This is a genomic window from Microbacterium sp. Yaish 1 (assembly GCF_002245215.1).
Lineage (GTDB): Bacteria > Actinomycetota > Actinomycetes > Actinomycetales > Microbacteriaceae > Microbacterium.
Genome location: NZ_NPMR01000002.1, coordinates 1,024,859 through 1,042,705, shown reverse-complemented (window position 1 = coordinate 1,042,705; position 17,847 = coordinate 1,024,859). Strand labels below are relative to the sequence as shown.

Here is a 17,847-nt window from a genome sequence, read left to right as displayed (position 1 = left end):
GATGAAGCGCTCGACGGGCCACGGCATCCATCCGCGTCCTCGGGGGTCGAAGGGCCTGACCGGGGCGCTGCTCGCCTCGACGCTGCTGCTGTCCGCCTGCACCGGCCCGGCCGAACCGCGCCCGAGCGACGGCGCGACCGCGCCGACCCCGAGCGACGCGCCGACGGAAGAGGCGGCGGATGCCGTCGCCTGGTGGCGCGCCGCCAGCGAACCCCGCGACGTCGTCACCCAGCTGGAGGTGCCGTGGTCGGTCGTCGTCCTCGACGACGGGACCCAGCTGCTGAGCCAGCGCGACGACGGCGCGGTCCTCGAGGTCGACGCGGACGGGCTCGCGCGCGTCGTGGGCGAGATCGACCTCACGGCCGCGGTCGGCGAGGGCGGCCTCCTCGGCATCGCGGTGCACGAGGACGAGGACCGCACGCTGCTGTACGCCTACGTGACGACGGCCGATGACAATCGCATCGTGCGCGCGCGCCTCGACGGTGATGCCGGGAATCGCCGGCTCGGCGGCGCGGAGGTCGTGATCGACGGCATCCCGCGTGACCGTGTCCACAACGGCGGACGCATCGCCTTCGGGCCCGACGGCATGCTCTACGTCGCCACGGGAGACGCGGGACGACCCGAGGCGGCACAGGATCCCGGTTCGCTGGCGGGGAAGATCCTGCGGCTGACGCCGGAGGGGGAGCCCGCCCCGGGCAACCCCTTCGGATCGGCGGTGTACTCCCTCGGCCACCGCAACGTGCAGGGTCTCGCGTGGACCCAGGACGGCACGCTGTGGGCGAGCGAATTCGGACAGGATCGCTTCGACGAGATCAACCGCATCGAAGCCGGCGGCAATTACGGCTGGCCGTTGGTCGAGGGGGCGTCGGACGACGAGCGTTTCGTCGCGCCCCTGATCACCTGGACGCCCGAGGAGGCGAGCCCGAGCGGCGTCGCAGCGCGCGGGAACACCCTCTTCGTCGCGGGCCTGCGCGGCGAACGCGTGTGGCAGATCGACGTCGAGGCGGGCGCTCTCATCGGCGAGCCGGTCGCGCTCTGGCAGGGTGAGCTCGGCCGCGTCCGCGATGCCGTCGTCGCGGGCGACGAGCTCTGGCTGCTCACGAACAACACCGACGGCCGGGGGAACGCGGCGGCCGGCGACGACCGCCTGATGCGGGTCCCCCTGGCGGCGGGGGATTGAACCGGCTTGATAGCGTTCACGGGAGACATTCGCAGACAGGGGACCTCATGACCGAACGCGTGACGTGGTTGCTCGTCGACGGCGAGAACATCGACGCGACGCTCGGTCAGTCGATCCTCGGGCGTCGTCCGCTCCCGGACGAGCGACCCCGCTGGGACCGCCTGCTGCAGTTCGTCGACGACCAGTGGCAGCAGCCCGCGCGCGGACTGTTCTTCCTCAACGCCAGCAACCACCTGCCGATGTCGTTCGTCCAGGCGCTGCTCGCCCTCGACTACAAGCCGGTGCCGCTGTCGGGCGACGCCGACGAGAAGGTCGTCGACATCGCCATCCAGCGCACCCTCGCCGCGCTGAAGGAACGCGAGGACGATGTCGTGCTCGTCAGCCACGACCGCGACTTCGTCGGCGAGGTCGCGGCGCTCACCGGGCCCGGTCGCCGCGTGGGAGTGCTGGCGTTCTCGGAGTTCCGCAGCAGCGAGCTCACGGCCATCCCGGGCGTCGAGTTCTTCGACCTCGAGTACGACGTCCATGCATTCGATGCGCCGCTGCCGCGCGTCCGCGTCATCCCGATCGAGTCTTTCGACCCGTGGGAGTTCCTCGCGTGATCGGATGCGGCGGGGCCGTGGCCTAACGGCATCCGCGGCTGCATGCAACCCCTCGACGCCCGGCGCGGTCGCCTGCCTAACCTGAGGCGATGTTGGCATCCGATCTTCCTGAGACCGCATCCCTGCTCGACCTCATCGACGCTCGCCATCCCGCGAGCGTGACGATCGTCGCCCCGTCGTCACCGATTCCCGCAGACCGGCGCCACGCGCAGCTCCAGTTGCGCGAGGGCATCGACGAGGCGGCGCGACAACTCGCCGCCGTCGAGGTCGACGACGCCGATCGCGACGCTGTGCTCGCGTCGCTGCGCGCGCTGCTCGACGACGAGGAGTTCTGGCAGAGCCAGTCGCGTTCGACCGTCGTGCTCGCATCGCCCGGCCGTGTCGAGGCGTTCCGGCTGCCGAGCCGCCTCGAACCGCGGGCGTCGGTCGGCGACCGTTTCGACGCGGGGCAGCTGCTGCGCGCCGTGTCGTTCCCGCGCCGGGCCTTCGTCATCCAGGTGTCGCGCGAGGGCGGCCGTCTCAGCGAACTGGGTCCCGACCTCGGGCTCACCGAGCGGCGGCTCGAGCTGCCCGACGACCTCTGGGCCGCGCTCGAGCACACCACGACCGACGGTCAGCGCGACATGCCGCGGCCGCAGGGGACGACGGGCGACCGCATCGAGCGCGAGAAGTTCAGCCGGATCATCCAGGACGCCGTCGTGCGCGTCGTTCCCGCCGACGTCCCGCTCATCCTCGCCGCCTCCCAAGACCTCGAGCCGGCCTACCGCGCGGTCAACACCCATCGCCTTCTTCTGGAGCGCGGTATCGACGCGCACCCGGACTCGCTGTCGAGCGCGGATCTCGAGCAGGCCGCGCGGGGCATCCTCGACGCCCACGAGCAGGATGAGCTCGCGCAGTGGCGTGAGCGATTCGGGTCGCTTCGGGCCCAGCGGCTCGCGACGTCGTCGGTCCGCGAGGCCGCCGTCGCCGCCAGCACCGCCGCCGTCGACGAGCTTCTGTTCGATCTGGCATTCGACCAGGAGGGCGTCATCGACGAGTCCGGCCACATCACCCGCGCGCCCGACGCCGGGCCGACCACCTACGCGATCCTCGACGAGATCGCGGCGCGCGTCCTGCGCTCGGGCGGCCGCGTGCGGGCCGTCCGCAGCACCGACCTGCCCGAGGGCGCACCCGTCGCCGCCGTCCTGCGCTTCCCGCTGCCTGCCGACCTCGTCTGAGGCGATACACCCGTCGGACCGGCGGGGCTGGTGTCGTCTGGAGCGGGTGCCCAGACCACACCAGCCCCGTGCGTCCGGCGAACGTATCTCGCGGACACGGGCGGGCGCGGGCCGGTGGGGGTCAGAGGCTCCGGATGTGCTTGATGTTCGACTTCGCGGTGTCGAGCACCGCGCTGATGCCGCCGGAGTCTTTCGCCCCGAGCACCATCTTCGCCATCGACATCCCGAAGCCCGCGACCTGCTCCGCCGTGATCGATGCCGGCATCGAGAGGGCATCGGGGTCGGTGACGATGTCGACGATGGACGGACCCCGGTGCGCGAGCGCGGCGGTGGCGGCCGCCTCGAGGTCGGCCGGATCGGTCACCCGCTGCGCGTGGAACCCGAGCGCTCGCCCGACGGCGGCGAAATCGACCATCGGCACGTCGACGCCGAAGTCGGGGAAGCCGGCGACGAGCATCTCGGCCTTGACCATCCCGAGCGTGGAGTTGTTGAACACGAACACGTTCAGCGGCAGGTCGTAGGCGGCGACGGTGATGAGCTCACCGAGGAGCATCGAGAGTCCGCCGTCGCCCGCGATCGCGATGACCTGCCGATCGGGATACGCCATCTGCGCGCCGAAGGCATGGGGGAGCGCGTTGGCCATCGACCCGTGCCGCCACGACGCCAGCAGACGGCGCTCGGGGCCGGGGGTGACATAGCGGGCCTGCCAGACGTTGCCCATGCCGGTGTCCGCGGTGAAGACGGCGTCGGATGCCGCGACCCGGTCGATGACCGACATGGCGCGCTCGGGATGGATCGGCTGCGCGTCCGAGTCGGTGTACGCCGCGACGGAGTCTTTCATGGCCTTCCGGTACCGCTTCAGCGTGTGCTGGAGGAACGCGTCGTCGGTCTTCGCGGCGGTCCGGGCGCGCAGCGCCGCGAGGGTGAGGCCGACATCGCCGTGAACGGGATGCGTCACGCCCGCCCGACGTCCGAGCCGCTGGGCATCGACGTCGATCTGCGCGATGACCGTCTTCGCCCCGTCGGGGAGGAACTGGTCGTACGGGAAGTCGGTGCCCACCATCAGGAGGAGATCGACCTCGTGCATCGCGTGGTCGATGGCGCCGTAGCCGAGCAGGCCCGACATGCCGACGTCGAAGCGGTTGTCGTACTGGATCCACTGCTTGCCGCGCAGCGAGTGCCCCATGGGTGCCTGCAGGTGCTCGGCGAACGCGATGACCTCTTCGCGAGCGTCGCGGACGCCCTCGCCCGCGAAGATCGCGATCTTCTCGGCCTTATCGATGGCGGCGGCGAGCTCGGCGACGCTCCGCTCGTCGGGCGCGATGCGACCGGGACGAGCAGCGACGAACGGTGGGAACTCGCCGGTGGAGTGCAGCTCGGCGAGGTCACCGGGCAGCACGATCACCGAGACGGACGAGCCCGCGGTGGCGTGACGGATCGCGGAGTTCACGACGCGCGGCGACTGCTCGGGCGTGAGGATCATCTCGCAGTAGTCGCTGCACTCGGTGAAGAGGCGCTCGGGATGCGTCTCCTGGAAGTAGCCCGATCCGATCTGCAGGCTCGGGATGTGGCTGGCGATCGCGAGCACCGGGACGCCGGATCGCTGCGCGTCGAAAAGCCCGTTGATCAAGTGCAGGTTGCCGGGGCCGCAGCTGCCTGCGCACACCGCGAGTTCGCCGGTGAGCTCGGCGTCAGCGGCCGCGGCGAACGCGGCGGCCTCCTCGTGGCGGACGTGGATCCAGTCGATCCCGCCGGACGCTGCGCCCCCGGTTCGTCGCACCGCGTCGACGATCGGGTTGAGCGAGTCGCCGACGATGCCGTAGATCCGCTTCACCCCCGCATCCATCAGCTGGGCGACGATCTGTTCGGCGACGTTCTGCGGCACGAGGGGCTCCTTCTGCTGAGGCTGTCCGGACACCCTCAGTCTTCTCCCGCCGCCTGTGCGCGTGCCAGGGGTTGCGAATGGCTCGCCTGAGCGGCAGGCGGACGGCGCCTCAGCCCTTGAGGTCGGGGAAGTCCGACTCGCGCCACTCGGTCGTCACGCGCTCGCCGGCATCCGCGGCGGCCACTTCGCGCTCGCGCAGCTCGACCCGGCGGATCTTGCCCGAGATCGTCTTGGGCAGCTCGAAGAACTCGACACGGCGCACCCGCATGTACGGCGGCATGTGCTCGCGGGCGTGCGCGAGGATCGCCCGCGCGGTCTCGGCCGACGCCTCCCAGGACGCCGCGAGCGACACGTACGCCTTGACGATGTTGAGCCGTACGGCGTCGGGCGCCCCGACGACGCCCGCCTCGGCCACCGCGGGGTGCGTCAGCAGGATCGACTCCACCTCGAAGGGCGAGACCTTGAAGTCGCTGGCCTTGAACACGTCGTCGGTGCGCCCGACGAACGTGAGCTGTCCGTCGGCGTCCCGGACGGCGACATCGCTCGTGTGGTAGTAGCCGTCGTGGTCGACCCGGGCGGTGCGCTCGGGCTCGCCGAGGTAGCCGGGCATGAGGTTGAGCGGACGGGTCGGCGCGGTCGGCAGGCAGATCTCGCCCTCATCTCCGATGCGTCCGGTGAGCGGGTCGATCAGCACGATGTCGTTGCCCGGGAGCGGGCGGCCCATTGCGCCGGGCTTGACGGCGACGCCCGGCGTGTTGCCGATGACTGCCGTCAGCTCGGTCTGCCCGTACCCGTCGCGGATCTGCAGCCCCCACCAGCGCTGGATGGTGTCGATCACCTCGGGGTTGAGGGGCTCGCCGGCCGAAAGCAGCTCGCGCAGTGCGCGGGGCCGCTTCTCGAGGTCGGCCTGGATCAGCATGCGCCAGACCGTCGGTGGAGCGCAGAAGGTGTTGACTGCGTTGCGGTCGAGCTGCTCGACGAGGCGTGCGGCGTCGAAGCGGGAGTAGTTGTAGACGAAGATCGTCGCCTCGGCGATCCACGGCGCGAAGAACAGGCTCCATGCGTGCTTGCCCCACCCGGGGGCGCTGATCGTCATATGGACGTCGCCGGGGCGCACGCCGATCCAGTACGTCGTCGACAGGTGACCCACCGGATAGCTCACGTGCGTGTGCACCACCATCTTGGGTCGCGACGTGGTGCCGGAGGTGAAGTAGACGATGGCCGGATCGTCGGAGGCCACGACGACACCGGGTGCCGCGTCGTCGGCGTCGGCCGCATCCGCGAACGAGTGCCATCCCGGACGCTCGCCGCCCACGACGATGCGCTCGAACCCGCCCTCGATCCCGTCGAACTTCGCGGCGTCGACCGGGTCGGCCAGGACGGCGCGGATGTCGGCGCGCTCGACGCGCTCGAGGAGGTCGTCGGCGCCCAGCACGACGGAGGTCGGCAGGATGACGGCGCCGATCTTGAGGATCGCCAGCATCGCCTCCCACAGCTCGACACGGTTGCCGAGCATGAGCATGACGGCATCCCCGTGCCCGACGCCCCGGCCTGTGAGCCAATTGGCGACGCGGTTCGAGCGACGACGCATCTCGTCGTACGTCACCCGCCTCTCGCTGCCGTCCTCGTCGACGACGTGCAGGGCGATGCGGTCGTTGCCCGAGGCGATCGCGTCGAACCAGTCGACGGCCCAGTTGAAGTGGTCGCCGACGTCGGGCCAGGTGAACCCGGCGTGGGCCGCCTCGGGGGAGTGCGCGTTGTCGAGCAGGAAGTCGCGGGCGGCGCGGAATGCGGCCGTCGCCGCCGTCGCATCGGGAGAAGACATGGGCCTCGGATCTGTTCTCTCGTCCGGAGCAGGCGCGGCGGACGCCTTCCGAGTCTAGGAAGGAGCGGATGCTGGGCGAAGCATGGGACGCGCGGGTTCAGCGTGAGGCGATCACCGTGGCGCTGCCGTCCTCGACCAGCAGGGCCTGATCATCGCGCAGCGGGAGGAGCGCGAAGTCCGACCCGTATGTGTCGATGGTGCGGCGGATCAGTTCCGGCGGGTAGGGCGGCAGTGCTCCGTCGGCGTGGGGGATCGGGGTGACGTCGATCAGCTCGAGCCCTTCGTGGTTCTCGAGCGCGGGACCGTCGGCAGGATCGTCCATGAGCGATGCGGGTGTCACATCCGGTCCCGCCACGATCGATCCGGCGCTGAGTCCGATGTACGGGAGCCCGCGCCGGACGTGGTCGACGAGGACGTCGTCGTTGCCGGAGAGCCGCAGGGCTTCGAGCAGAGCGAAGGTGCTTCCGCCGGCGACGTACACCGCCCCCGCGCGCGAGAGCAGACGGTCCGCGTCCTCGGGGGCGGTGTCTCGCAGCGTCGCATCGATCACGTCGCGGCCGCACGAGCTCACCGCCTCGCGTTCGGCGGCGACGAAGGGCGCGTCGCGGAACGCCGCCTGCGCGTCGTCGATGTACACGATCGGGCCCGGACGGTCACCGCCGTCGAGGAACGAGCTCAGCGCGCCGGGATGCAGGGAGAGGAGGAGCAGTCGCACGCCTGCAACGCTATCGAGGGCGGCCGACACCGCTGTGGCGGGAGAGGATGGGGACATGATCCGTGCGTCCGTCCTCGCCTTCCTGCTCGATGCCGTCCTCGTGGTGGCGTTCGCGGCGACCGGCCGGGCGAGCCATGACTCCGATGTGCTCGCGGGCCTCTGGCAGACCTCGTGGCCGTTCCTCGCCGGCCTGCTGGTGGCGTGGATCGCCGTGCGGGCATGGCGATCGCCGACCGGGATCGTGCCGACGGGTCTCGTCGTGTGGATCGTCACGGTCGTCGGCGGGATGCTGCTTCGCGCCGTGTCGGGTCAGGGGACGGCGCTGCCGTTCGTGATCGTCGCGACGCTGACGCTGCTCGTGCTGCTGCTCGGATGGCGCCTCATCGCCCGCGGCATCCGTTCGCTGCGGTCGCGCCGCGGTGGGCGTCCTCGCAGCCGGGATGTCGCTCCCCGCGCGTAACCTGTCGGGCATGCGCCGCCCCACCCCCGATCCCGTCGGTCCCGGACAGGAGTCCGTCTGGGACTATCCCCGTCCGCCCCGCCTCGAACGCGTCCACGCGCGCGTGACGATCGACTTCGCCGCCGTCACGATCGTCGAGACGGACGACGTCGTGCGAGTGCTCGAGACGAGCCATCCGCCCGTGTACTACCTGCCGGCCGCGGCGTTCGTGCCCGGCTCATTGGTACCGGCGGCCGGCAGCTCCTTCTGCGAGTTCAAGGGCGCAGCCGAGTACTTCGACGTCGTCCGTGGCACGGCCGTGCGCGAGCGTGCCGCGTGGGGCTACCCGAACCCGTCGCCGGGGTATGAGGAGCTCGTCGGACGCGTCGCCGTCTATGCGGGCGGAATGGACCGGTGCACGGTCGACGGCGAGGTCGTCGTACCGCAGCCCGGCGGCTTCTACGGCGGCTGGGTGACGTCCAACCTCGCGGGCCCGTTCAAGGGCGTCCCCGGTTCGATGGGATGGTGATCTGCTCGAACGGGTCCGCGTGGGCGTTGCGACGCTTCGATCAGCGCTGGGCGCGAGCGAGGTTGGCGCGCAGCTCGTCGGCGTTCTGCCGCACGACGTAGGCGGGCTGGTCGCGCTCGACGCGCCAGCTCTCGGCGAGCGAACCGATGTCGACGGTGTCGAAGCCGAACTCGTCGTAGAGCGCGGTGACGTGCGCGACGGCATCCGGGTGGTCGCTCGCGGTCGCGAGCGCTCGACGGTCGGGGGTGCCGGCGGGGGAGCCGTCGGTGTTGATGTCGGCGGCGGGGATGTGGTTGAACGCCTTCACGACCTTCGACTCGGCGAAATGGCACTGTGCCATCTCGGATGTCGTGGTGCGCTTCTCCTCGAGCTCGGCGATGCGGCCGTCGCGCTCCCAGTAGTAGTTGTTCGTGTCGAGCACGATCTTGCCGGCGAGGGGTTCGGCGGGGACGTCTTCGAGTGCCTTCAGCGGCACCGTCACGACGGCCCAATGCGCCGCCTCGGCCGCTTCCTGCGCGGTCGCCGCCCGTGCGCGCTCGCCGAGCCGCGCGACGAGGTCGCTGAGCGTTTCAGGCTCGCGCGAATTGGCGATCACGACGTCGTAGCCGCGTGCGACCAGCCCTTCGGCGAGAGCGCTTCCGATGTGTCCTGCTCCGATGATTCCCACAGTGGTCATGGGGAGGTGAACCGTTGGAACCGGCGCCGGCATTCCCGCGGGGTTCGAACGTGTGTAAAGTATCGTTTACAGTAAAGTCCACTTGACACTGAGGGAACGATGAACGAGAACCGGAGCACGCCGTCCGCCGTCGACAAGCGCCCCCGCTGGGGACGCATGAGATTCGGCGATCGCCGGCTCTCCGCGCTGTGGATCGCGATCCCTGCGGGTGCGCTCGTGTCGTCCGCACTCGCGGCGGTCGTCGTCGCGACGGGCGGCGGCGGTCCGCAGCCCGTGGTCGGAGCGGCCGTGATCGTCGCTCTCACGCTCGGCCCGTGCATCGGCTTCGCCTGGGTGGCGGTCGTCGACCGGTCCACTCTGCGGGGAGCCGCCGAGCAGCCCGAGCAGTCGGTCGAGTCGCGGTGGTTCGAGCGGGCCACGAGCGGCGCTCTCACTGACACCCTCCTCATCGTGGGTCTCGGTACGGCGACTCTCGCGTTCACGCGCGTCGAGGTCCCGACCCTCATCGCTCTGTCAGCGGTACTGATGATCGCGATGGGCTCGGTGGCGGTGCGCTACCTGGCCGAGCAGCGACGCGGCTGAGCATGGAGAATTCAGTATCCGAGCGCCGACGCGACCGGGGGTGGTCGCAGCAGCGTCTCGCCGATGAGCTCGGGGTGTCGCGCCAGACCATCATCTCCATTGAACGCGGGCGCTTCGATCCGTCCCTCCCCTTGGCGTTCCGGCTCGCTCGGGTGTTCGGATGCGCGATCGAGGACATCTTCTCCGACAGCGCAGAATGAAGGATGCACCGGGTCGTTTGATACGGCGGGCTCAGAGGATCTGGCCGATGGGCTCGCGCTTCTCCGCCTGGAACCGGTCCTCGTTGCGCCCCCGGGCCCAGTAGCCCGACAGCGAGACCCGGCCGCGCTCGAGTCCGCGCTCGTCGAAGAGCACGCGCCGCAGCGCCTTCATCGACTCGCGCTCACCGTGGGCGAAGACCTGCACGTCGCCCGCCGGCCAGTCGTACTGCCGCACGACGGCGGCGAGAGCCGCGGGATCGTGGGTGGGGTCGACGATCCACTCAACCTCTACCCCGGCGGGCGCCTCGAGGGCCAGGATCGCGTCGTCGGACTCCACCTCGACGAACGCGTGTCCGACCGCATCCGACGGCAGCGCCTCCAGTGCGGCGGCGATCGCCGGAACGGCCGAGAGGTCTCCGGCGAAGAGATGGAAATCGGCGGCGGCATCCGGTGCGTAGCCGCCGCCCGGTCCCATCAGCTCGATCCGGTCGCCGACCTGCGCGCGCGCCGCCCACGGCCCGGCGAGGCCCTCGTCGCCGTGGACCACGAAGTCGATCGAGAGGGTGCCCGCGACGGCATCCACCCGTCGGACCGTGTACGTCCGCGTGACCGGCGCGGACTCGGGCGCGGGCGTCGTGAACTTCAGCTTCACGTACTTGTCGGTCTCGGGCCGGTTCTGGAACGCCGCGAAGCCCTCGCCCCCGAGGGTCACGCGCACCAGGTGCGCTGAGAGGCGTTCGGTTCCGACGACCTCGAGCTCGATGCTCGGGCGCGGGGTACGGGGAGCAGTGCGAGAGGAGAGGGCCACCTCACCCACGGTACCCGGGGCGCCGCGGGTCAGGCGAAGCGGACCCAGTTCGCGCCCGCGCCCGTCTCGGCCTGCTCGAGCAGCGTCAGCTCGGCGCCGTCGACGGCGTAGAGCGAGACCGTGCGCGACTTCTCGCCCGCCGCGATCAGACGGTCTCCCGCGGGGGAGAGGACGAATCCGCGCGGCTGCGGCTCGGTGGGGATGAACGACGAGACGTCCTGCACGGTGCCGTCCTCGGCGACGGGTGCGGCGCCGAGCGTGCTCGTCGAGCGCTCCGAGATCCAGAGGTACCGCTCGTCCGCGCCGAAGTGGATGTCGGCGCCCCAGACGGCGTGGTTGGCGACGGGGTCGCCGCCGATCTCACCGCGTACGAGCCCGGCTGCGGGGTCGACCGCGTTGGCCCGGGAGCGCAGCTCCAGGCCGCCCGTCGCCGCGTCGCGCGCGTAGTGCAGCACCTCGCCGGAGTACTCGGTCATGACGTAGACGGCGTCCTCGGCGCTGTTGAGCACGAGATGGCGGGGGCCGCTGCCGGCGGGCGCTGCGGCGGTGCCCGAGCCGACCGGAGTCAGCGTCAGGTCGGAGCCGAGCGCGAACTGGCCGACGAGGTCGTCGCCGAGCGAGACGAAATAGGCGAAGCGGCCGTCGGAGGAGGGCAGCACCGAGTGGAGCTTGGCGAACTCGACACGGCCGGTCGGGTCGCCGATCACGCCGTCGGTGATCGGGGCGACGAAGCCGTAGTCGCCGCCGTACGACGCAGCGAGCAGCGCCGTGCCCCCGCGGGTGAGCGCGATGTAGCTGACCGACCCGTCCGGAAGCGCGAAGCGCGAGCGGGGGGTGAGCTCGCCCGTGGCGCGATCGAGCCCGAGTGTCACGATCGCCGCGGGCTCGTCCGAGGTCGCCCCCTTGACGCCCGCGTAGACCAGGTCGCGTTCGCGGTCGATCGCGAAGGTGCCGGTTCCGGTGAGGCCGTCGGCGACGAAGAGCCGTTCGAGGGCGTCGCCGTCGAGACGGAACACGCTGATGCTGCTGTCACCCGCGTTGGCGACCAGGACGAGAGAGGAATCAGTCACGTCACGAGCCTAGCTCCGCGGCCCGAGACCGACGCGGCGGGAGTGCGCGCCCGGGACTGATAAACTCGTCGACGGAAGTGTGTCCGAGCGGCCTAAGGAGCATGGCTGGAATCCATGTAGGCGGGGTAACTCGCCTCGCAGGTTCAAATCCTGTCACTTCCGCCGAAACGAAGGGCGCCACTCCGCGAGGGTGGCGCCCTTCGTCATGCCAGGATGCCGTCCCACACCCGCCCGCCCTCGGCGATGCGCTGCGACGCGTCGAGGCGGGCCGAGGGAGTGCCGGGCTTGCGGCGCGCCTGTGCGTGGATGCACTGCGCGAACTGCGCGGTGAAGTCCCGACGCGGATGCCGCCGGGTGACGGCTCGCAGGGTCTCGGCATCCCACAGCTCCGGCGCGACTCCCGAGACGTCGAGGCTCGTCGCGACCTCCAGCAGATGACCCTCCGGATCGAGTGCCGGGTCGACGCTCAGCCACATGTGCCGCTCGATGACCTCGCGCACGCGTTCGCGGCGCTCCGCGGGCCACCCCGCACCGGCCGCGAAGAGCCATCCCGCGGCGCCGCCGGCCGACTCGAACGCCATCTCGTGAGCGTCGAACGCGGGGGTCACGCCGAGGTCGTGGAGCATCGCCGCGACGAACAGCAGCTCGGGGTCGTGATCGAGCCCGAGCGCTTCGGCTCGCAGCCGCGCCCAGGCCCACGACCGGACGCCGTGGTCCACGAGCGCGGGCGAGGACCACCGGCTCACCGCCTCGAGGGCGAGCGCGGCGGTGGGCGTCGGCGGGGCGAGGAGGCGGTCGAGATCGCGGGTCACGCGCTCATTCTCCGGTGGCGGCAAGGGCCACGACCGCCCCGATGCGGACTCCGGCAGACATCAGAGCGACCGTGTCCCGAAAGCGACGACGCGACGGAGCCGGCGGGTGTCATGGAGGGTCATATGGCCCCGACGACCCCGATTCGGGTTTAGCGTCGGTGGGTCGCCATCGCGACGTCATCCCTCTCAGGAGCACCACCATGAGTTCTGCCACCTCGAAGAACGCCGCCGCCCCGGCGAAGCGGAAGAAGCCCTTCTACCGCTCGTTCGGCTTCCAGATCACGATCGCCCTCGTCGCGGGCGTTCTCCTCGGCCTGCTGGCACGTCAGCTCGGGCCCGATGCCGAGGGCAACCCGAACGGGCTCGCCGCGACGCTGTCGACGATCGGCAGCGGCTACGTCACACTGCTGCGCACGGCGGTCGTGCCGCTGATCTTCCTCGCGATCGTCGCCTCGATCACGCAGCTGCGCAACGTCACCAACGCCGCGCGCCTGGCGGGTCAGACCCTGCTGTGGTTCGGGATCACCGCGCTGATCGCCGTGACCATCGGCATCGTGCTCGGCGTCACGATCCAGCCGGGCGCGCGCGTCGACGCCGGCCAGCTCACCCCCGACGTCCCCTCGAGCGTCGGCTCCTGGTGGAGCTTCCTCACGGGACTCATCCCGCAGAACTTCCTCGGTCTGTCGGTGTCGACCTCGATCGACCCCGAGACGGGCGCCGCGAGCTCGAGCGTCGGCTACAACGTGCTCCAGATCATCGTCATCTCGGTCGCGATCGGCATCGCCGCCCTCAAGCTCGGCAAGCGCGCCGAAGCCTTCGTGTCGTTCACCGAGTCGGCCCTGAAGGTCGTCCAGCGGGTGCTGTGGTGGATCATCCGCATCGCCCCGATCGGCACCCTCGGCCTCATCGGGTCGGCCGTCGTCACGTACGGCTGGGAGAAGCTCACGACGCTGCTCTGGTTCGCCGTCGCCATCTACATCGGCCTCGCTCTCGTGCTCTTCGTCGTCTACCCCGTGCTGCTGAAGACCCACGGCCTGTCGGTGCGGCAGTACTTCTCGGGTGTCTGGCCCGCGGTGCAGCTCGCGTTCGTCTCGCGCTCCTCGATCGGCACCCTGCCGCTCACGCAGCGCGTCACCGAGCGCAACCTCGGCGTTCCTCGCGAGTACGCATCGTTCGCCGTGCCGTTCGGGGCGACGACCAAGATGGACGGTTGCGCTGCCATCTACCCGGCGATCGCCGCGATCTTCGTCGCGCAGTTCTTCGGCCTCGAGCTGAACGCGGTGCAGTACCTGCTGATCGTCGTCGTCTCGGTGGTGGGATCGGCCGCGACGGCGGGCACGACGGGTGCGACCGTCATGCTGACGCTGACCCTGTCCACCCTGGGCCTGCCGCTCGAGGGCGTCGGCCTTCTGCTGGCGATCGACCCGATCCTCGACATGGGCCGCACGGCCGTCAACGTCGCGGGGCAGGCGCTCGTGCCGACGATCGTGGCCAAGCGCGAGGGCATCCTCGATCGCGAGCTGTACGACGCCGAGCGCTCGGGCGACCCGTTCGCCGACGACAGCGCCGACGAGCTGGAGACCCCCGCCCGGGCCTGACGCCCGCGCCCATCCGCGATGGGGCGCGCTTCTCGGCATCCGGCGCAGTTTCTTCTGCGCTCGAGGTCGGGATGTGCGCCCCATCGGCATGCGCGGGGCCCGCGGAGTCAGGCGCGGACGAGGAAGCGGGGGAGCAGGACGGCGCTGATGCGCCGCGGCGTCGAGACGGACGCGAGCAGCCCTCGGCGGACGGCCAGGGCGTCGGATGCCGCGGCGCGGCCGCCCGCCGCGTCGCGCTCGCTGTCGGGAACGTCGTAGCTCGTGCGTTCGACCGCGGCGACGAGCGCGTCGACGCGCTCGTCGGGAACCGTCGGCATGGCCGCCAGGCGGATGCCGAGGGCGCGGGGGCTCTCGGCATCGTCGACGCGCAGGCCGACGTCGCGGGCGCTCTCGCGGACGATCCGCCACGCCGCCAGCACATCGCCGCGTTCGGCCGCCGTCGTCTGCCACCGCCGCCGCGCCGCTCCGAGGAGGGCGGGAAGCAGCACGAGCGCCGCGAAGCCGAGGACGACTCCGCCGTAGGGCAGCACGAGCGCGAGAGGCGAGCCTTCGGAGCCCGCGCTCGGCCCCGTCGAGGTGGTCGGCGTCGGAGTGGGCCCGCCGTCGGGCGCGACCGTCGCCGTCTGCTGCGGCGCGGGCGCGGGGGTCACGTCCTGCCCGCCGTCGTCGGGCAGCGGCTGCGCCGAGCGCGCGTAGCTGGCGGGGGTGCCGAGGCTGTTCGTCGGCTCGAACGGCACCCAGCCGATGCCGGCGAAGTACACCTCGGGCCACGCGTGCAGCTGCGAGCTCAGCACCGTCGCGACGCTCTCGCCGTCCACGACGCGGCCGGTCAGCGTTCCGGGCAGGTATCCGACGACGATGCGGGAGGGCATGTCGAGGGTTCGCGCCATGACGGCGAACGCGGAGGCGAAGTGCACGCAGTAGCCGCTGCGCACCTCGAGGAAGTCCGCGATCGCGTCGACGCCCGATCCGTCGAACCCGTCGGAGACCGGCGCGTCGAGCGAGTAGGTGAACTCCGCGCTGCGGAACCAGCGCTGCAGGGCGGCGAGCCGGTCGTAATCGTTCTCCGCCCCCGCGGTGACCTCGCGCGCCGTCCGCTCGATCGAGGCGGGCATGTCGGCGGGCAGCTGGGTGACGGCATCGGGGAGGCCGTCGGTGGTCGTCCCGGCCGCCTGGATCTGCTCGAGGGTCGGACGCACGACATGGGTGGTCGTGACGTACTCCTGCCCCTGCGTGTCGGTGTCCGCGGCGACCACCGTGCGGTTGGACGGCATCGCCTCCCAGCCGCCGGAAAGATCGTCCACGCGCACGGCCGGGCCGGGCACCGGCAGCCATGCCGACGAGAGCTGCGTGATGCTGACGGTCGTCTGATATTCGGTCACCCGCACGTCGGGGTCGGCGACGACCGGACCGAGCGCCTCGGGAGTGAGGGGAGTGGTCTCGTCGCGGTCGGGTTCCCAGACGCGTCCGTCGAAGCTCGAAAGCGTCGCGGCACGCAGGTAGGGCATGCTGGGCGCGTTGGTGCGGGTTGTGAGCACCTCGACGTCGGTGGGGCGCCGCAGATCGTCGCCGAGCTCGAGACTGGCGTTGATGGTGGTGGCGGGGCCTGTTCCGATTCCGATGCGCGGAGCGGGGCGGGGGAGCTCGGGCACCACGATGACGGTCGCCACGATCGCGGTCACCGCAAGACCGGCCGCGAGCACGGCACCCGAGCGTGACCGGCGCCGACGTGGTTCCGCCTCGCCGCGCTGTCGCGCCTCGGTGGCGCTGACCGCTGCGACCGATCGGGCCAGCGCACGTTCGCGCGAGCGGGTCTCGGTCCGGATGAGCAGGAGCACCGCGGCCGCGAACACGACGAACGCGATCAGGTCGACGGGGGCGGGCACCGACAGTGCCGGGATCAGCCACACCGCGACGAGGGCGATGGCCGCCAGCAGCGGCATCCGGGCCGTGATGACGGTGTGGTCGAGCAGGACCGTGAGGGCGGCGACCGCCGTCACGGCGAGGACCGCGAGCGGCCGGTCCGCGGTGAGGGGCGCGACCCCGTTGATGATCTGCCCGCTCGCGCCGGTGATGAGGGACGGCACCTCGGCGAAGGTCCCGGGGGTCGGGATGACGAGGAGAAGCGCGGTGTCGCCGAAGTAGACGGCGGTGACGAGGGCGCCCGCCGTCACCAGCTCGGCGAGGGTGACCACGACGGCGGGCAGATTCAGCCGTCGCAGTCCGACGCCGACGAGCAGCACGGCTGCCGCCACGGCGACCGCGACGACGAGCCACGTGCCGGCGGCCACGACGCGCAGCAGCGGGAGGATCGCGGCGACGATCGACAGGAGGAGGACGGCCGCCAGCGGTGTGTCGCCGGTGCGGCTCAGTTCGGCGCGCGAGGGCATCGTCGGACGATGCCGCCACCGGCGCGACGGCTCAGTACGCGGCACGAGCGGTCCCCCGTTCGGTCGCGGCGCGCCAGCTCTCGGTGAGGTCGCCGTCGGGAGTCAGCACGCCGGCCCGCCATCCGGCCGCGGCCGCTCGTGCGAGCGCCCCGTCCGAGGATTCGGCCGCCAGCAGCACGGGAAGCGCGCTGTGCGCGACGAGCGGCGCCAGCGCATCGGCGTCGGCCGCCGTCACGCGAGCGGAGATGACGACCACCGGCCCTGCGACGGTGCCCGCGAACAGGCGGGGAAGCACGGCCAATCGATCGCCGGAGCCGGCGACGATCGTGGCGAGGTCGAGGGCCAGCTGCTCGACGGCGACGGCATCGCCGGCCGGAACGGGCGCACCGACCGGGTGTCCTTCCGCGTCGATGACCGTGACGTCGTAGCCCTCGCGCGCGAGACGAGCGACCGCCGAGATCGCCGCCGTCACGGCGGTCTCGAACGCCGGGTCCTCGCCGGGTCGCGACGCCGCCGGAGCCCAGCGGGACGCCGCCCGGTCGAGCACGACGGTGGCCTCGGGAGTGGACTCCTGCTCCTCCTGACGCACCATCAGCTCGTCGTGGTGCGCGCTCGCGCGCCAATTGATCCGCCGCATCGAGTCGCCCGGCGCATAGGCCCGGGGGATGAGGTTGTCGGCGCCCTCGCCCAGCTGGTGGGTCGCGGTGTGGAGACTGCCACCCGCCTCGCCGGGGTACTCCGTCAGCGGGGGGAGCATCACGGTCGCCGGTGCGACGGTGATCGGCTCAGCCCCGCCCATGCGGACGCTCCGGCGGGTGAACCCGAAGGGATCGGTCACGACGACGGCGAAAGGACCGACGTCGCGGATGCCGCGCCGTGTGCCCCGGATGCGGTAGGTCAGGCGGATGCGGTCGAGAGCGGCCGCACCGGTGAGGATGCCGGACGCGTCTCCCTCCACGCCGTCCGGCAGCGCGTCGGTCCATCGGGCGATCGCGCCGGAGAACCCGCCGCGGGCCGTCGCGTGAACCGTCACGACGCTCTCGCTCCCGACGGCGGCCACGTCGGGGGAGAACGAACGCGACACGTCGCCGTATCGGTGGACGAACCACAGCGACACCCAGCCCAGCGCGACGGTCGCGATCAGCAGCACGCCGACGTACACGAGCTCCGCGACGCCGAAGGCGTGGGCGCAGACGATGGCGGCGACGGCGATCAGCACCGCACCGGCGCCGCGGGCCGTCAGCGGCCAGGCCCGCCGGAGGGCGGGGCCCAGCGGGCGCCGGCGGTGAGCCGGACGGGAAGAACCGGTCATGGCGGGG

General features: G+C 71.5%; 17 protein-coding genes and 1 tRNA gene. 9 read left to right on the top strand and 9 right to left on the bottom strand.

The window, feature by feature from the left end; all coding sequences use genetic code 11:
- Window position 1 precedes the first annotated feature (1 nt).
- The 3 genes from CI089_RS14060 to CI089_RS14050 all read left to right on the top strand — a co-directional run bounded on the left by CI089_RS14060 (window position 2) and on the right by CI089_RS14050 (window position 2,999).
- Window positions 2–1,180, top strand: coding sequence for a PQQ-dependent sugar dehydrogenase (locus tag CI089_RS14060; protein WP_094262079.1), 1,179 nt, complete (start codon window positions 2–4; stop codon window positions 1,178–1,180).
- A 47-nt stretch (window positions 1,181–1,227) separates the two neighbouring features.
- Window positions 1,228–1,782 (top strand): NYN domain-containing protein, encoded by a 555-nt coding sequence (locus CI089_RS14055; RefSeq protein WP_023951887.1) that lies wholly within the window; start codon window positions 1,228–1,230, stop codon window positions 1,780–1,782.
- Between the two features lie 89 nt (window positions 1,783–1,871).
- The gene (locus tag CI089_RS14050; RefSeq protein WP_094262078.1) at window positions 1,872–2,999 is read left to right on the top strand and encodes a baeRF11 domain-containing protein; all 1,128 of its coding nucleotides are present in this window, start codon (window positions 1,872–1,874) and stop codon (window positions 2,997–2,999) included.
- Between the two features lie 121 nt (window positions 3,000–3,120).
- Here CI089_RS14050 and CI089_RS14045 read toward each other — a convergent pair whose 3' ends face one another.
- From CI089_RS14045 to CI089_RS14035, 3 genes are all read right to left on the bottom strand, one after another.
- Entirely contained in the window at window positions 3,121–4,884 is a 1,764-nt protein-coding gene (locus CI089_RS14045) for a thiamine pyrophosphate-dependent enzyme (protein ID WP_094262077.1), read from the bottom strand.
- Between the two features lie 109 nt (window positions 4,885–4,993).
- Window positions 4,994–6,709 carry an AMP-binding protein gene (locus CI089_RS14040; RefSeq protein ID WP_094262076.1) on the bottom strand — a complete coding sequence of 572 codons (1,716 nt, stop codon included), beginning with the start codon at window positions 6,707–6,709 and terminating at the stop codon, window positions 4,994–4,996.
- A gap of 97 nt (window positions 6,710–6,806) precedes the next feature.
- Window positions 6,807–7,424, bottom strand: a complete 618-nt coding sequence (locus CI089_RS14035) for a Type 1 glutamine amidotransferase-like domain-containing protein (RefSeq protein ID WP_094262075.1) — start codon at window positions 7,422–7,424, stop codon at window positions 6,807–6,809.
- 55 nt (window positions 7,425–7,479) lie between these two features.
- Here CI089_RS14035 and CI089_RS14030 point away from each other — a divergent pair, with 55 nt between their 5' ends.
- The gene (locus CI089_RS14030) at window positions 7,480–7,884 is read left to right on the top strand and encodes a DUF3054 domain-containing protein (RefSeq protein ID WP_094262074.1); all 405 of its coding nucleotides are present in this window, start codon (window positions 7,480–7,482) and stop codon (window positions 7,882–7,884) included.
- A 10-nt stretch (window positions 7,885–7,894) separates the two neighbouring features.
- Entirely contained in the window at window positions 7,895–8,392 is a 498-nt protein-coding gene (locus CI089_RS14025; RefSeq protein ID WP_094262507.1) for a DUF427 domain-containing protein, read from the top strand.
- Between the two features lie 40 nt (window positions 8,393–8,432).
- On the opposite strand, the gene CI089_RS14020 is transcribed toward CI089_RS14025, so the two are convergent.
- Window positions 8,433–9,068: an NADPH-dependent F420 reductase gene (locus CI089_RS14020; RefSeq protein WP_094262073.1), complete on the bottom strand. Its 636-nt coding sequence runs from the start codon at window positions 9,066–9,068 to the stop codon at window positions 8,433–8,435.
- 99 nt (window positions 9,069–9,167) lie between these two features.
- Here CI089_RS14020 and CI089_RS14015 point away from each other — a divergent pair, with 99 nt between their 5' ends.
- On the top strand, window positions 9,168–9,650 hold the full coding sequence (locus CI089_RS14015) for a hypothetical protein (protein ID WP_094262072.1): 483 nt from the start codon (window positions 9,168–9,170) through the stop codon (window positions 9,648–9,650).
- Between the two features lie 2 nt (window positions 9,651–9,652).
- Window positions 9,653–9,850 (top strand): helix-turn-helix transcriptional regulator, encoded by a 198-nt coding sequence (locus CI089_RS14010; RefSeq protein WP_088380800.1) that lies wholly within the window; start codon window positions 9,653–9,655, stop codon window positions 9,848–9,850.
- Between the two features lie 31 nt (window positions 9,851–9,881).
- On the opposite strand, the gene CI089_RS14005 is transcribed toward CI089_RS14010, so the two are convergent.
- The gene (locus tag CI089_RS14005; RefSeq protein WP_094262071.1) at window positions 9,882–10,658 is read right to left on the bottom strand and encodes a siderophore-interacting protein; all 777 of its coding nucleotides are present in this window, start codon (window positions 10,656–10,658) and stop codon (window positions 9,882–9,884) included.
- A gap of 29 nt (window positions 10,659–10,687) precedes the next feature.
- On the bottom strand, window positions 10,688–11,728 hold the full coding sequence (locus tag CI089_RS14000; RefSeq protein WP_094262070.1) for a lactonase family protein: 1,041 nt from the start codon (window positions 11,726–11,728) through the stop codon (window positions 10,688–10,690).
- A gap of 73 nt (window positions 11,729–11,801) precedes the next feature.
- Here CI089_RS14000 and CI089_RS13995 point away from each other — a divergent pair.
- Window positions 11,802–11,890 (top strand) — tRNA-Ser (locus CI089_RS13995).
- Window positions 11,891–11,931: 41 nt separating this feature from the next.
- Here CI089_RS13995 and CI089_RS13990 read toward each other — a convergent pair.
- Window positions 11,932–12,540: an HD domain-containing protein gene (locus CI089_RS13990; RefSeq protein WP_094262069.1), complete on the bottom strand. Its 609-nt coding sequence runs from the start codon at window positions 12,538–12,540 to the stop codon at window positions 11,932–11,934.
- A 200-nt stretch (window positions 12,541–12,740) separates the two neighbouring features.
- On the opposite strand from CI089_RS13990, the gene CI089_RS13985 reads away from it, so the two are divergent.
- Window positions 12,741–14,138, top strand: a complete 1,398-nt coding sequence (locus tag CI089_RS13985; RefSeq protein ID WP_094262068.1) for a dicarboxylate/amino acid:cation symporter — start codon at window positions 12,741–12,743, stop codon at window positions 14,136–14,138.
- Window positions 14,139–14,245: 107 nt separating this feature from the next.
- Here the strand turns inward: CI089_RS13985 and CI089_RS13980 are convergent, their stop codons facing one another.
- Both CI089_RS13980 and CI089_RS13975 read right to left on the bottom strand, forming a co-directional pair.
- Window positions 14,246–16,528 (bottom strand): transglutaminase family protein, encoded by a 2,283-nt coding sequence (locus CI089_RS13980; RefSeq protein ID WP_094262067.1) that lies wholly within the window; start codon window positions 16,526–16,528, stop codon window positions 14,246–14,248.
- 31 nt (window positions 16,529–16,559) lie between these two features.
- Complete coding sequence (locus CI089_RS13975; protein ID WP_094262066.1) at window positions 16,560–17,840, bottom strand: DUF58 domain-containing protein; 1,281 nt, start codon at window positions 17,838–17,840, stop codon at window positions 16,560–16,562.
- Between the last annotated feature and the right edge of the window lie 7 nt (window positions 17,841–17,847).

Coding starts and splice junctions, on each gene's coding strand:
- CI089_RS14015 (WP_094262072.1), top strand. CDS start 9,168: ATGAACGAGAACCGGAGCACGCCGTCCGCCGTCGACAAGCGCCCCCGC.
- CI089_RS14040 (WP_094262076.1), bottom strand. CDS start 6,709: ATGTCTTCTCCCGATGCGACGGCGGCGACGGCCGCATTCCGCGCCGCC.
- CI089_RS14050 (WP_094262078.1), top strand. CDS start 1,872: ATGTTGGCATCCGATCTTCCTGAGACCGCATCCCTGCTCGACCTCATC.
- CI089_RS14010 (WP_088380800.1), top strand. CDS start 9,653: ATGGAGAATTCAGTATCCGAGCGCCGACGCGACCGGGGGTGGTCGCAG.
- CI089_RS14025 (WP_094262507.1), top strand. CDS start 7,895: ATGCGCCGCCCCACCCCCGATCCCGTCGGTCCCGGACAGGAGTCCGTC.
- CI089_RS14020 (WP_094262073.1), bottom strand. CDS start 9,068: ATGACCACTGTGGGAATCATCGGAGCAGGACACATCGGAAGCGCTCTC.
- CI089_RS13985 (WP_094262068.1), top strand. CDS start 12,741: ATGAGTTCTGCCACCTCGAAGAACGCCGCCGCCCCGGCGAAGCGGAAG.
- CI089_RS14060 (WP_094262079.1), top strand. CDS start 2: ATGAAGCGCTCGACGGGCCACGGCATCCATCCGCGTCCTCGGGGGTCG.
- CI089_RS13980 (WP_094262067.1), bottom strand. CDS start 16,528: ATGCCCTCGCGCGCCGAACTGAGCCGCACCGGCGACACACCGCTGGCG.
- CI089_RS14055 (WP_023951887.1), top strand. CDS start 1,228: ATGACCGAACGCGTGACGTGGTTGCTCGTCGACGGCGAGAACATCGAC.
- CI089_RS14030 (WP_094262074.1), top strand. CDS start 7,480: ATGATCCGTGCGTCCGTCCTCGCCTTCCTGCTCGATGCCGTCCTCGTG.
- CI089_RS13975 (WP_094262066.1), bottom strand. CDS start 17,840: ATGACCGGTTCTTCCCGTCCGGCTCACCGCCGGCGCCCGCTGGGCCCC.